At 48.9% G+C, this 14,520-nt stretch carries 11 protein-coding genes and 1 pseudogene; 5 read left to right on the forward strand and 7 right to left on the reverse strand.

Going from position 1 to position 14,520, the window contains the following annotated elements:
* Positions 1-312: 312 nt before the first annotated feature.
* The 4 genes and pseudogenes from BLA28_RS16475 to BLA28_RS34695 all read left to right on the forward strand — a co-directional run bounded on the left by BLA28_RS16475 (position 313) and on the right by BLA28_RS34695 (position 4,676).
* Positions 313-852 (forward strand): helix-turn-helix domain-containing protein, encoded by a 540-nt coding sequence (locus BLA28_RS16475; protein ID WP_009252351.1) that lies wholly within the window; start codon positions 313-315, stop codon positions 850-852.
* Between the two features lie 60 nt (positions 853-912).
* Positions 913-1,986 (forward strand): ABC transporter ATP-binding protein, encoded by a 1,074-nt coding sequence (locus BLA28_RS16480; RefSeq protein ID WP_069158212.1) that lies wholly within the window; start codon positions 913-915, stop codon positions 1,984-1,986.
* Positions 1,979-2,803: an ABC transporter permease gene (locus BLA28_RS16485; protein ID WP_176726834.1), complete on the forward strand. Its 825-nt coding sequence runs from the start codon at positions 1,979-1,981 to the stop codon at positions 2,801-2,803. The genes BLA28_RS16480 and BLA28_RS16485 overlap by 8 nt, the downstream gene beginning before the upstream one ends.
* Positions 2,800-4,676, forward strand: a pseudogene (locus tag BLA28_RS34695) (extracellular solute-binding protein). Before BLA28_RS16485 ends, BLA28_RS34695 begins: the two are co-directional and overlap by 4 nt.
* A 94-nt stretch (positions 4,677-4,770) precedes the next feature.
* Here BLA28_RS34695 and BLA28_RS16500 read toward each other — a convergent pair.
* The 7 genes from BLA28_RS16500 to BLA28_RS16530 form a co-directional block, all read right to left on the reverse strand.
* Positions 4,771-5,412: a peptidoglycan-binding domain-containing protein gene (locus BLA28_RS16500; protein WP_069158214.1), complete on the reverse strand. Its 642-nt coding sequence runs from the start codon at positions 5,410-5,412 to the stop codon at positions 4,771-4,773.
* A gap of 73 nt (positions 5,413-5,485) precedes the next feature.
* Complete coding sequence (locus BLA28_RS16505; RefSeq protein WP_009252345.1) at positions 5,486-6,178, reverse strand: ABC transporter ATP-binding protein; 693 nt, start codon at positions 6,176-6,178, stop codon at positions 5,486-5,488.
* 53 nt (positions 6,179-6,231) lie between these two features.
* Positions 6,232-6,858, reverse strand: a complete 627-nt coding sequence (locus tag BLA28_RS16510) for a hypothetical protein (RefSeq protein ID WP_069158216.1) — start codon at positions 6,856-6,858, stop codon at positions 6,232-6,234.
* Positions 6,859-6,871: 13 nt separating this feature from the next.
* The gene (locus BLA28_RS16515; RefSeq protein ID WP_069158217.1) at positions 6,872-8,188 is read right to left on the reverse strand and encodes an ABC transporter permease; all 1,317 of its coding nucleotides are present in this window, start codon (positions 8,186-8,188) and stop codon (positions 6,872-6,874) included.
* A complete protein-coding gene (locus BLA28_RS16520) occupies positions 8,185-9,813 on the reverse strand; it encodes an efflux RND transporter periplasmic adaptor subunit (RefSeq protein WP_069158218.1) in 1,629 nt (542 codons plus the stop codon). The genes BLA28_RS16515 and BLA28_RS16520 overlap by 4 nt, the downstream gene beginning before the upstream one ends.
* A gap of 15 nt (positions 9,814-9,828) precedes the next feature.
* Entirely contained in the window at positions 9,829-11,613 is a 1,785-nt protein-coding gene (locus BLA28_RS16525; protein ID WP_069158219.1) for an efflux RND transporter periplasmic adaptor subunit, read from the reverse strand.
* The gene (locus BLA28_RS16530) at positions 11,591-13,174 is read right to left on the reverse strand and encodes an HlyD family efflux transporter periplasmic adaptor subunit (protein ID WP_069158220.1); all 1,584 of its coding nucleotides are present in this window, start codon (positions 13,172-13,174) and stop codon (positions 11,591-11,593) included. Before BLA28_RS16530 ends, BLA28_RS16525 begins: the two co-directional genes overlap by 23 nt.
* 405 nt (positions 13,175-13,579) lie before the next feature.
* Here BLA28_RS16530 and BLA28_RS16535 point away from each other — a divergent pair, with 405 nt between their 5' ends.
* Positions 13,580-14,467 carry an RluA family pseudouridine synthase gene (locus BLA28_RS16535; RefSeq protein WP_069158221.1) on the forward strand — a complete coding sequence of 296 codons (888 nt, stop codon included), beginning with the start codon at positions 13,580-13,582 and terminating at the stop codon, positions 14,465-14,467.
* Positions 14,468-14,520 lie beyond the last annotated feature (53 nt).

Genomic DNA, 14,520 nt, shown 5'->3' on the forward strand with positions numbered 1-14,520 from the left:
CGCCGGTCCTTAGGCTGCGTCCTTTGCAGCCTTAGTACCGCTGCGAATTTATCCGAGCGAGAGCGTGCCTGCACAGGAACCTTGCAAGGCGGCGGCTCCTGCAGAGAGAACGGGGCGCAGGGCGGGCACTCTCTCAGGGCACACGGCTCCGCGGGAACATTCTACGGGACCCACCGTAAAAATTTACCTGGAATTTATCCTTACAGCATTGACATTTAACAGGATTTCAGTATAATGGGTATCAGCGTCTTGTTTAGTGTCAGTAAACTTTAAGTTTATTATATGTTCTTTTCAGGAAAGGCCGGTTACCATATGAATATAGGAAACAAATTAAAGGAGCTCCGAGTCCAGAAGGGGCTGACCCAGGAAGAGCTTGCCGACAGGGCAGAGCTTTCCAAAGGCTTTATTTCCCAGCTGGAAAGGGATCTCACCTCTCCTTCCATCGCCACCCTGGTAGATATCCTCCAGGTGCTGGGCACGGATCTCAATGAATTTTTCAGTGAGAAAACAGAGGAACAGATCGTCTTCTCATCTTCCGATTATTTTGAAAAGACGGATGAAGCCTGCAGGAACAGAACGGAATGGATCATCCCCAATGCCCAGAAAAACATTATGGAGCCCATCCGGCTCACCCTGGAACCGGGAGGTTCCACCTATCCGGACAATCCTCATGAAGGAGAGGAATTCGGTTATATATTGAGCGGAAGCGTAACCATCCACATAGGGAAACGGGCCATACGCGCCAAAAAGGGGGAATCCTTTTATTTTACCCCGAATTCCACCCATTACCTCACCGCTAACGAAAAAACCGGCGCTTCCCTTATCTGGGTAAGCAGCCCGCCCAGTTTTTAAGACAGGTTCGCCTGCCTTCCACTATTCACCTACCGCAGAGCGGAGAAACGGAGCAAGCATATGAGCAACAGGCTGATTGATTTACAGCATATTTCAAAATCTTTTGGTTCTTCCCTTATTCTGGACGATATGAATCTTTATATCCGGGAAAATGAGTTTTTGACTCTGCTGGGCCCGAGCGGATGCGGAAAAACCACGACTCTGCGGATTATCGGAGGCTTTGAGACACCGGATAAGGGGCAGGTTCTGTTTGATGGGAAGGATATTACCAATCTTCCCCCGAATAAACGGCAGCTGAATACTGTTTTTCAGAAATATGCCCTTTTTACCCATATGGACATTGCGGAGAATATCGCCTTCGGCCTGAAAATAAAGGGAAAAAGCAAGTCCTATATCAACGATAAAATTAAATATGCCCTGAAGCTGGTAAACCTGGACGGCTATGAAAAGCGCATGCCTGATTCCCTGAGCGGCGGACAGCAGCAGCGTGTCGCCATCGCAAGGGCCATTGTCAATGAACCCAAGGTCCTTCTCCTGGATGAGCCTCTGGGCGCTCTGGATCTGAAGCTGCGGCAGGATATGCAGTACGAGCTTATCCGCCTGAAGAACGAGTTGGGAATCACTTTTATCTATGTGACCCACGATCAGGAAGAAGCCCTCACCATGTCGGACACCATCGTCGTCATGAACCAGGGATATATCCAGCAGATCGGCACGCCGGAAGACATTTACAATGAGCCGGAAAATGCTTTCGTGGCAGATTTTATCGGTGACAGCAATATTTTTGATGCAGTGATGATCCAGGATAAGCTGGTGAAGATACTGGATGCAACTTTCCCCTGTGTGGACACGGGCTTTGGAACCAACAAGCCTGTCGATGCGGTTATCCGTCCTGAGGATGTGGAGCTTGTGTCCCCGGAAGACGGCCTTATCCGCGGAGTGGTTACCCACCTGATCTTCAAGGGCGTCCATTATGAAATGGAGGTTACCGCCAATGGTTTCGAATGGCTGGTACACTCCACCGGCATGTATCCTGTAGGCACTCCGGTAGGCATTAAGGTGGATCCGTTCAATATCCAGATCATGCACAAGCCGGAATCTGAGGATGAGGAGGCCACAGCCATTGATGAATAATAAAAAATACAGGCATTTGCTGTCAGGGCCCTACATATTCTGGTCTGTCGCTTTTATCATTATCCCGCTGTGCATGGTTTTTTACTATGGACTCACGGATAAAACCGGCGCATTCACCCTGGCCAATGTTGCGGCAATCTCCAGCGCGGAGCATTCCAAAGCTTTATGGCTTTCCATCGCCCTGTCGCTTATCAGTACATTGATTTGCTTTCTGCTGGCCTATCCTCTTGCCATGATTCTGGCCAATATGAATGTGAACCAGCACAGCTTTATTGTTCTGATATTTATTCTTCCCATGTGGATGAATTTTCTTCTCAGAACCCTTGCATGGCAGACGCTGCTGGAAAAAACGGGAGTGATTAACTCCATTCTCGCCTTTCTGCATCTGCCTTCGCTGAATATTATCAATACCCCGGCAGCCATCGTACTGGGCATGGTATATAATTTTCTGCCCTTCATGGTGCTTCCGATTTATAATGTCCTGGTAAAAATTGATCCGAACGTGGTAAATGCGGCAAGGGATTTAGGCGCCAACGGCCTGCAGACCTTCCTGCGCGTCACCTTTCCTTTAAGCCTTCCCGGCGTAATCAGCGGCATTACCATGGTTTTTGTCCCTGCTCTGACAACCTTCGTCATCAGCAACCTGCTGGGAGGCAGCAAGATCCTCCTCATCGGCAATGTCATTGAGCAGGAATTCACACAGGCAAGCAACTGGCACCTGGGCAGCGGTCTTTCCATCGTATTAATGATATTCATTATCCTTAATATGATTATCACCTCTGTCTTTGATAAAGAAGGGGAGGGCCAGACCTTATGAAAACAAGACAAACCCTTTTACAGAAAATATATATCGGCCTTATTTTTGTCTTCCTTTACGCTCCCATCGTCACATTGATGGTCCTGTCCTTCAATGCCAGCCGTACCCGGGCCAAGTGGGGAGGCTTCACGCTGAAATGGTACTCCGAGCTTTTCCAAAACAGCATCATTCTGGAAGCTCTTTACAACACGCTGCTCATCGCTTTTTTATCATCGGCCATAGCCACTGTGATAGGAACTATCGCCTGTATCGCCATCAATGGAATGAAAAAAAGGAACCGGGCCATCATGATGGGAATTACCAATATCCCCATGCTGAATGCGGAAATTGTAACCGGTATTTCGCTGATGCTGCTGTTTATCAGCCTGGGAGTACGGTTTGGGTTCGGCACGATCCTGCTGTCCCATATCACCTTTAATATTCCTTATGTCATTTTAAGCATCATGCCCCGTATGAAACAGCTCAATCCCAGTACCTTTGAAGCCGCCATGGATTTGGGCGCATCCCGGATTAAAGCCTTCTTCAAGGTTGTTTTCCCAGATCTGCTGCCTGGCATCCTCTCCGGATTCCTCATGGCCTTCACCATGTCCCTGGATGATTTTATCATCACCCACTTTACGAAGGGCCCCGGTATCGATACCTTATCTACCAAGATATATACCGAGGTCAAAAAAGGGATAAAACCGGAAATGTATGCCCTTTCCACAATTATTTTTGTCACTGTACTCATTCTGCTTTTACTCGTAAATAAAGCTCCGGTCAAACAGGACAAAGAATAGGCCGGCACCAACTACTATGAGGAGGAAACCAAATGAAAAAATGTCTTTCACTGCTGCTTGCGCTGTCCCTGGCTGTTCTTCCCCTTACAGCCTGCGGATCCGCCTCCGCCGCTTCCAACGGAGAGGTTGTCGTTTATAACTGGGGAGAATATATCGATCCGGAGACTATCTCCATGTTCGAAGAGGAAACCGGCATCAAGGTTATTTATGATGAATTTGAAACCAACGAAATCATGTATCCCAAAATCGAAGCCGGGGCTTCCAAATATGATGTTGTCTGCCCTTCCGATTATATGATCCAGAAAATGATTGAAAATGATCTGCTGGCAGAACTGAACTACGACAACATTCCCAATGCGAAAAAAAATATCGGCGAACAGTACTGGGAACAGTCAAAGCAGTTCGATCCGGAGAACAAATATTCCGTACCTTACTGCTGGGGAACCGTTGGAATTCTGTACAATAAGACTATGGTTGACGATCCCGTGGACAGCTGGTCCATTCTCTGGAATGAAAAATATCAGGATAATATACTGATGCAGGATTCCGTACGTGACGCATTTATGGTTGCCTTAAAACTGAACGGATACTCCATGAATTCCACCAATCCCGATGAACTGAACGCGGCCAGGGATTCCCTCATCGCACAGAAGCCTCTTGTACAGGCCTATGTCATCGATCAGGTCAGAGATAAAATGATCGGCAATGAAGCGGCTATCGGCGTCATTTATTCCGGAGAGGCCATTTATACCCAGCGTGAAAACCCGGATCTGGAATATGTCGTTCCCAAGGAAGGAACCAATGTCTGGATCGATTCCTGGGTAATCACCAAAAATGCGCCTAATATGGAAAATGCAGAAAAATTCATTGATTTTATGTGCCGTCCTGAAATCGCCCTGAAGAATTTTGAGTATATCACCTATTCCACTCCCAATGATGCCGCAAGGGATTTGATAGAGGACGAAGATATCCGGAATTCCAAAATTGCGTTCCCTAACCTGGACGAATACAATAATCTGGAAACCTTCACCTATTTGGGTGATGATGCGGATTCCCTCTACAACGAGTTATGGAAAGAAGTAAAATCCAGCTGATATTGCATACAGAACGATAAAGCGGAAGCTCTCCCGGTTTCATCCGGAGGCTTCCGCTTTTTTTGAACTTTTACTCTTTTCTGTCCGGGAAGGATTATCCTAATCCGAACAGCTGAAGAACCTGGGCGTTGATCGTTCCGTCCGCCGCAAGCCCGTATTTTGTCTGGAACTGAAACAGGGCCGCCTGCGTCTGGGCATCATATACCCCGGTAGGACTGCAGCTGCTGCCATAAAAATTGAGCAGATTCTGGACCTGCAGAATTGTATCCGCTGTCAAAGCCGGAGCCGTCAGCGGTACGCCTGCTGTCCCCTGATTGCTGAGCGCTGCCTGCTGATTCAAGAGAGCCGCCTGCTGGCTGTAGGCCGCCGCCTGAAGGGCCGCCGCATAAGCCTGCTGGGCCGCTGTCAGCGCAGCCTGGGCCTGAACCACTGCCTGTGACGCCGCCTGAAGCTGTACATCCAGGTTCTGTCTGGCTGCCTCAAGAGACTGTTGGCGGGCCACTGCCTGAGTCAGCTGCTGGTTTGCCATCGCCACCATCTGCTCCCATCCTCCCGCCGGCACAGGTACGCCGGTTCCGGCATTCGCCGCCGTATTATAAGGATACTCACCATTTATAAGCAGCTGGTAATAATAATCTTCCGTCGTCTGGTTCTCCGCTGCTTTTACCTCCCGGGCGGGCAGCAGAAAAACAAGAATACCTGCTGCCAGACATGTCAGAAATATCTTTTTATTCATAGGCCAAGTCCTCCTCTTGTCCTAATTATAAAGGATAATCCCGGTGAAGTAAACGATATCCGGAGCAGAGGAATTAATTTTCATCCTCGCTCAGTTCTCCGTCTATGATATGTACGATCCGTCCTGCCGACTTTGCCACATTCAGATCATGGGTGATCATGACAATCGTATGCCCCATGGAATTCAGCTTTCCGAACAGCTTCAGCACCTCCTGCCCGCTCGCTCTGTCCAAAGCTCCCGTAGGTTCATCCGCCAGCAGAATGGCAGGCTCCCCCACCAGCGCCCTCGCGATCGAAACCCTCTGTTTCTGCCCTCCCGAAAGCTCGGAGGGCTTATGGCGGAGTCTGTGATCCAGCCCCAGAAGCCGGATAGTATCCATACATTTTTCTTCCGCTTCACCGGAGGACATGCCTCTCACCACCAGCGGCATGATAATATTCTGAAGAATATTATAGGTGGATATCAGCTGATAATTCTGGAAGATAAACCCGATCTCTTTATTTCTTACGTCATTGAGTTCACTCTCTTCCATTTCATGAATCGCATTGCCGTCCAGGAAATATTCGCCGGAATCCGCGATATCCATACAGCCTATGATATTCATCAGCGTTGTTTTCCCTGAACCGGAAGGCCCCAAAATTGCCACGAATTCCCCTTTTTTCACCTGAAAGCATACATCCTTCAGCACCGGGACCTTTTCTTCTCCCAGCATATAGCCTTTGTTGATATTCTTCATTACAATCATGATTTCGTTGTCGTTTTCCATATCGGCTCCCTGCCATGTATCTCCGAACATATACGGAGTATTTACGCATGTCTCTATGATACAATCCAAATTTTCAGAATATTATCGGTTCCTTCTTCCAGCAAAACAGCAATGATATTTCCGGAGGACAGCCGTGAAAATGTAGTCACCACTCCCAGCTTGGTAATCACCTCCGTGCCTACCGGCACCTCAAGGCTCTTTGTCTCTCCCGTGAGGGTATAGGCCGAAGAATCCATGCCGCCTCCCTGGCGTCCTGTGCTGCCTGCAGCTTGGGTACTGCCCGGAAAGCCGCCCTGTTCAGCCGGCGCAAAGCCTCCCGGTCCACCCTGATTGTTCTGCCCTGCCTGACCGGGAAACCCGGTCTGATCAATCTGAACGCTGCTTTCCGCCGATTCTTCCTCCTCCGGAGCCGGCATTCCTTTCCCGTCCCCTCCGGCGGATACCTTCTCTTTTTCTGCCAGGGAAAGCTCCAGATCATTGCCCACAATACTGTCAATCTGAGCATATATAATCTCCTCCTGCTGTCCCGCAGTAATTTCAATCACGCTCTCCGAAGCATCCGCCTCCTGTTTCTGCCAGAAAAGGATTCCTCCTGCTGCCGTAAGAAGACAGAAGCATACCATGCCTGTCACTATTTTTTTCTTCCCTTTTTTCTTCTTTTTCTTACTATTCTGTTCCATCGGATTCTCTCCTTTATTCATGGTTAAGCGCCGCGACCGGAATCAGGCTGGATGCCTGGTACGCCGGATAGAACCCAAAAATCGTACCGGTCAGCACACCAAAGATAAGGGACAGTACCGCTCCTGATACAGAAAGCTCCACTCTCACTCCGAAATATTCCAGGGCCGGCGTGATACCCAGCGCAAGCATAACTCCCAGAATGGCACCCACGAGGCTGATACAGCTGGCCTCCATTAAAAATTCCGCCAGGATATCCCTTTTGCAGCAGCCGATCGCCTTCAGAATACCGATTTCATTGGTTCTTTCCTTTACGGAAACAAACAGGACATTCATAATGCCAAGCCCGCCTACAATGAATACGATTACCGCCATGCAGATAAGCAGCATGGTGAGCGTATCGTTGGATTTGGATGCGGCTTCCATCTTGCTTCCCGCGTCAGAGATGGTAAACTCCGCATTGGGATAGCTTTCCGCCAGAACCTGCTCTATATTGGCAATTATAGTTTCCACCTCATTCACATTTTCTGCAATAACCGTTATTGTGGGGCTGACACCAGTGCTGGATAAATATTTCACTCCGGTATTATACGGGATATATATGGCGTCATCAGGGCTGATTCCGGAGGCTACGGTTCCCATTTCACTGATGATTCCGCTGACCTGATAGGGCCGGTTATCAATATAAACCGTACCGTCATAGGCATCATATACACTTCCGAAAACTGTCTTCGCCACATTGGAGCCCAGAACACAGACTTTCTCCTTATAGGTATTATTCTCATCCGTCAGAAAATCCCCCAATGCCATTTCCAGATTGCTGATTCCGGCATAATTGCTCAGGACACCCGCAATGGTATAAGAGGTACTGCTTTCCAGCTCTCCTCCATCCACTGCGGAGGTAGTGGAAAAGCTCATGGTCGTACGGGCGATTCCGGGGACGAAGGTTTCCAGATCCTCCATATCGGATTCCGAAAGGGTGATCCGTTCCGAATTGCTCTGGCTCTGATCCATCATGAACATTCCTCCTCCGAAGCTGAAGCCTCCGCTTCCTCCAAAAGCACCTCCCGGCATTCCGCCGCCTCCTCCGGGCATTCCTGATCCGCCTCCGGGCCTGCCGCTGTTTCCCTGATATTCATAGGATATATCAATGGCCCCGGCATTCAGATTTTTAAACTGCTCCGCAACCTCCTCTTTTCCGCCCGTACCGATAGCGATTACCAGCATAATAGTGGCCGCCCCTACGATAATCCCCGTTGAGGTAAGAATGACCTTTGATTTGTTGGCTGATAAATTCAGCCAGACAAGCCGCAGTATCTCTGTCACTTTCATGAATCGCTCACCTTACTTTCTATCAGGACCGTGTCGCCTTCTGAAAGCCCTTCTTTGATTTCCACGTTAACACCATCGGAGAAGCCTGTGGTTACCTCTTGTTTGCTAATACTGCCGTCCGCTTCTTTTTTCTTTACATAGGACTTCCCATTTTCCCTGATTATTGCCCTGTTGGACACATAGGTCACCGTTTCCGTTTCTTTCGTTATAAACGTTATCTGTGCCGTCATTCCTTCATAAAGCTTAGAGGTTTCCCCTCCCAGCTTCACGCTGATCTCCACATAGGTTGTTCCTGTGGAACTGTTATATGTGGACTCTCCGATATCCTCCACAACACCGGTGAAATCATCGTCCGGATAAGAGGCGACGGAAACATTCACAGAATCCCCTTCCCTGATATTGGCAAGGTCGGATTCCTCCACGGAAACAGTTACCGTAACCTCATCATAATCATTCAGTATAAGCAGCGTATTCCCTGAGTTCACCGTATCCCCTGCCTCCAGGGAAACCTCTGTCACAACGCCGCTGTAGCCGGCTGTGATGACATTATCAGTCAGATAAGCGTCAAATTCATCCAGCTTGCCCCTGGCATCATCGTAATCTGCCTGAGCCGTATCGGCTTCGAAATCACTCAGCTCCACACTCACATTATAGGCCTCCGATGCTGTCCGGTATTTCAGGTTTCTCTTATCCAGCTGGGCCTGGGCATCAATTTTTCCCAATTCCAAATCCCGTTCGGCTCCTGTCAGGCTGTCCTCAAGCTCTGCCAGCTCCTTCTGTTTTTCGAGGATGGAATCCGTGGTTTCTTCTATGGTATCCTCCAGGGATTCCACTACAGCGTCAGCCTCTTCCCTTGCATTCTCCGCAGTAATCCATCCGTAGGCGTCGGAAACAATATCCGTAGTGCTCACCACAAATTCCCCGTTTTCCAGGACCTTCTTTTCTGTCTCCAGTTCTGCCTGACTTTCGGCCAGCTGCGTATTCAGTTCCGCCAGTTCTTCATTGATATCGGCAATCTGTTCCTCGATTTCCGCCGCCGTATCTGTGAGTTTGGTGACTGCATTCTGATATTCCGCATCTGCAAGCGTTCCATAGGCCACATTTGTTTCATAGTCCTGTTTTGCTGTCAGATCCGTCATCTGTTTCTGTGTTTTCGTCTTTGCAAGAGTAACCTCGGCATCGGAAACATCACTGCTCAGTTCCTCCCGGATCGTATTGATACTCTCTTCGGTAAGTCTGTAAATAGGTTCTCCCTCCGTTATTTCCTGTCCCTCGCTTATCAGAACTTCTTCTATCACCAGGTTTCTGGAAGAAGAGGAGGAAGAACCGGAACTGCCGGTACCTCCCATCCCCTGAAAAATGCCTCCGCCCTGTCCCCAGGAAAAGCTGTCCGTGCTTCCTCCTGTGTAGGCGCTCAGATCCAAATCAAATGTCTGCTCCGTTGTCCCTACCGTCACATTGCCGCTTTCTTCCAGACCCACGGTCAGTTCTCCATACTCCGCCTGCACTTCCCGGTAGGTAACTTCATCGCTGTTTCCATATGCAGCCAGGAAGCCGATTCCACAGCCAACAGCCAGCACCAGGCAGACGCCTGTTCCAATCCATATCCTTTTCTTTTTATCCACGTCTGTTCTCCCTCCTTATGGCATTCCCGGGCCGCCGAAACCGGTGCCGCCGGCCTGGCCGGAATTTCCCTGAGGATTTTCTCCGGGCGCCTGCATGAAATCCGGGAATCCCTGCTGTCCGTTTTCTTCTCCTCCTGTCATATCCCCGGCAGGTTCTTGTGTCAGGGAGGCTCCTGACTGCCTCAGGCTTTCCTCACTTTGTCCTGCGCTGACCGTACTGGCAATATAAACCGTATCTCCCTCGGAAAGCCCGCTTGTTATCTCTATTTCAGAGCCATTGGAAAATCCGGTTTCCACCGCTTTCCATTCCATTTCCCCTTCCGTATTTTTTACATAGACACCTGTACAGCCATCTTCTCCTGTCACTATCGCTTTTGCGGAAACGTAGAGTACATCCTCTATACTGTCGGTCACAAAGGTAATATCCGCGGTCATTCCTCCATACAGCCTGCCGGTATCGCCTTCTATCCGCACGGTAACAGGATAATTGACCGTCGTGGAATAGCTGCTGTCGGCAGATGTAGTAATTGCGCTTACCGTCCCTTCATATATCTCATCGGGATAGGCATTGCATTCAATATCCACGCTATCCCCCACCTTAATATAGGAAATATCTTCTTCCGACACATCAATAGTTATGGTATATGCATCCCGGGTCACATAGGAAAGCATAACGCCTGTATTCATCAGCTTATCCCCTGCTTCATAGGCAATTTCCGTAACAAGCCCGGTTCCGTCCGCATAGACAATCCCGTCGGTTCCCACAAAGGCTTCAAAATCTTCCAGCAGCTCCTGTGCTTCGTTCACAGCGGTCCGGGCTTCATCCACAGTATCCTGAAGAGCGTCAAGTGTATAACCGTAAATATCACCTGCCAGCTTCCCTCCCAGCACGGCGCTGTCATAGGACTGCTGCGCGGACATTTCATCCTGGGGAAGGCTGGTCTGGGAATTGTTTATTTCATCCAGCTTCTCCAGAATCTGTTCCTGGTTTTCTTCTATGCTGTCACGGTAGCCCTGCAGGGTATTGTCCAGATTCTCAAATGCGGTCTTCGCACTCTGGAGACTGGAGTAATTTGCCGTATAGGCCGCCACACTGGAGATATCCGTATCATCCAGCTTTTTTTGTGCTGTCTCATAGGCATATTTTAAGTCACTGTATTCCTCCAGGGTATCCTCATCCGTCAGCTTTTCGTTATAGTCATTTATTTCCGCCTCCAGTACCTGGATATCCCCGTAAAGCAGTTCAATCTCCTGCTGCAGGCGGTTCATGGAGGTGTCATAGGTACGGGAAGCCGTATCCGCTTCCGCTTTGGAAGCGCTGTAGGTACTTTTGGCACTTCCTGCCTGGGTATTATATTCACTCACCGCTTCAGCAAGCTCCAGCTGTGCCTCTGACTTTGCCTTCTGCAGCTTGCGCCGGACTGCTGCAATACTGTCCTGGGAAAGCTTAAACAGCGGATCCCCTTCCTGCATACGCTGGCCCTGTACGGCATAAACCTCTTCTATCTGCAGATAGCGGCTGGCCTCTTCCTCCTCGTCCTCATCCTCATCATCTTCTGAATAATTGATATCCAGTTCATAATTAATATGGCTCTCCTGAAGGGCTATGCTTCCGCTTTCATTAATACCCTGAACCAAATCACCATATTGTACCTTGCTTTCCTTATATATTACAGTGTCCCCGGTGAGCCTTGGCCGTATGAAAACCGTATAGACACATACGGCAGCCAGCGCGAGAAATGCCGTACCTGCAAGAATCAGCTTAATGACAAATTTTTTATTCCTGTGTTTCTGTTTCATTTACAGCCTCCTCTTCCGACTCCGGGATTCCGAAATATACGGCAGCCGACAGATTCTGGGACAGTCCGCTGATATCTCCGGCCAGCTCTATGGTAACCGAATAATAAATACTGGATTTGCTGTTGGACTGAGATACCGGATTGATCTTGCTTACGGTTCCCCGGAAGGTTCCATGATCAGAAATTTCCACCGTCACACTTTCTCCTATGGAAACGGACGCGATATCCGACTGGTCCACCGACGCTGTCACCGTCACCGTTTCCGGATTGCTGTAAGCCAGTACCATACTGTTTCCTGAAATTGCGGATTCCGCCCTTACCCCTACCATCATTACGGTTCCGGCACTTTGGGTATACAGGCAGCCGTCTCCTATCGTATCCTCAAATTCCTGAAGATTCTCCCGGGCCTCTTCCTTCTCATTAAGGGCCACACTTGTTTCTTCCTCAATCCTGCTGAGTTCCGCTTCATAAACTTCTTGTGCAGAACTGCTCTCTGCTGCTGCCGCATCATAATCACTCTGACTGCTTACCTGCTGTTTATCATAGGCAATCTGTGCTTCTTCCAGCTGGGTATTCAGCAGCTTAAGATTGCTCTGTGCCTGGGCCAGTGAGCTTTCCGCTTTTTTCTTTGCCGCTTCATAATCTTCTGCCGCCTGATCGTATATTTTTTCATTTTCCTGTACTTCTTCATCCAGCAGGTTATAAACTGTGAGCTTCGTGTAATTGTTTTCCGAGGTGAGGCCGGCCCCGCTTCCGGCCTGGCCTCCGCCCGCTGCCTGCTGGCCGGAGGATCCGGACTGACCGGAGGAAACTGACTGTCCTGAAGCAGAGGAACTGCTGCCCGCCGTTGTTCTGTAGTGATCCTCCAGACCTGGAATATCCCAATCTTCATAGAGCTGCATCAGGGCAGCAAAGCTTTTTTCAAATTCTTCTTTTTTTTCAGCCACTTCATAATAAGAATAGTAATAATCATTTTCCACGGAATCCGTATATTCATTTACCAGCTCCTGCGCTTCTTCCACCTGTTCCTGCAAATCACTGATCTTATCCGCGTACTCTTTCAGGGATTCCTCATAAGTATAGGAAGCATACGTCCCCTTTGTCATGCTTGTATCATAGGTCTGCTTTGCGGTTATCTTTTCTTCTTCACTGTCCAGAAGCTGCTGTCTGTAATCCAGAGACGCCTGAACAGACTTCTGCTCCAATTCCCTGCGGGCCGCCTCCACGCTTTCGTCCGTAAGCTTCAGAATGGGAGTTCCTTCTTCCACCTCGTCCCCTGAAGACAGATACACCTCTTCTATTTTCAATTCAGTTTCTATGTAATCCAGATCAAAGGTTTCTTCCTGCATTCCCACGGATGTACTGCCGCTGGCTGTTATCACGTTTTCTCCGAAACCATCTGCCCTTCCCGGCCCTCCCATCTGTCCCGTCTGATCCGCTCCGCCCTTCTGCACTGTCAAAAAAATAACACCGCCCATCAATGCCAGTGCCATTATGGGAATCACCCCTAAAGCAATTTTCTTTCTCCTGTCCAGTCCTTTTGGCCCATCCTTCCTCTTCATCCGTCTCCTCCTCAATCATCCGTCCTCGAAGCGTATCTGTTAACATGCTAATTATATACTTGTTAATTATTTACGCGTTAAGCATATTTGCATTTTAACGGGAAAATGTTTCTAATTTTTGTTTAAAATGTGAAAAATTTGTGTTTTATGCAATTATGCCTATCGCCCCGGATTAAAATGCAGAAACAGCGTAACCGGAAGGCTTTCCGGCAGCGAGCAAAACCCGGACGGCAAAACGGGGCCAAACCGTTACACTTCCGGATTTTTTCAGGGTGCGGAATCATCCGGAATATTATATAATGAAAGGAATCCTGCCGCCCGGTATAAAATGTGCGGCAGTCACCAGGCAGACAGACGGCGTACCCGTTTGCTTCGCTGTCTGCGGGAATAAAGGAAATGAAAAAAATGAAAAGAACAATCCAATATAAAATCGGCATCCTAGAAGACGGCCTTACTGTAAAACAATTCCTGAAAAGGAAACATTACTCCGGCCAGAATCTGGTACAGCTGAAAAAATACGAACAGGGAATCCTGATAAACAATATGCCGGCCTATGTAATTCACCACTTGAAGGAAGGGGATATCCTCACAGTGAATATATGGGAAGAAAAGGTGTCTGAAAAAATCCCTCCTGTTCCTCTCCCTCTTCATATTGTTTATGAGGATGAGGATCTTATGGTTCTTGATAAAGCGGCGGATATGCCTGTCCACCCTTCCATGAACAATTATGAAAATTCCCTGGCAAACGGTCTGGCATGGTATTTTTCATCCCAGAGCGTGCCTTTCATATTCCGATGCGTCAACCGGCTTGACAGAGATACCACGGGTCTGACAATCATCGCCAAGCATATGGTAAGCAGCAGCATCCTTTCCGTCATGGCTTCCCGACGTGAAATAAAGAGGGAATATCTTGCTATCGTGAGCGGAACCGGGCTTCCTCCCTCCGGCACGGTAAACGCACCTCTGGGAAGGAAGCCCGACTCTGCCATCATGAGGATGGTGGATTTTCAAAACGGAGAGCCTTCCGTTACTCATTATCGTGTCCTGAAGGAAACAAATGGCTGCTCCCTGCTTTCCCTCCATCTGGAAACAGGCCGCACACATCAAATCCGTGTACACATGCAGTATCTGGGCCATCCGATAATCGGTGATTTTTTATACAATCCGGATATGACCCTCATACATCGCCAGGCGCTGCATTCCTGCCGTCTGGAATTTTCCCATCCCATCACGGGAAAGCCCATGCTTTTTACCTCTCCCATGCCTGAAGATATGAGGCAGGCTCTGCTCTGAAAATCGAGTAGGAGGCGGTGACTAACCGCCGTCCTCTCACAGCACCGTGCGTA

The sequence above is a fragment of the Eisenbergiella tayi genome (assembly GCF_001881565.1).
Classification (GTDB): domain Bacteria; phylum Bacillota; class Clostridia; order Lachnospirales; family Lachnospiraceae; genus Eisenbergiella; species Eisenbergiella tayi.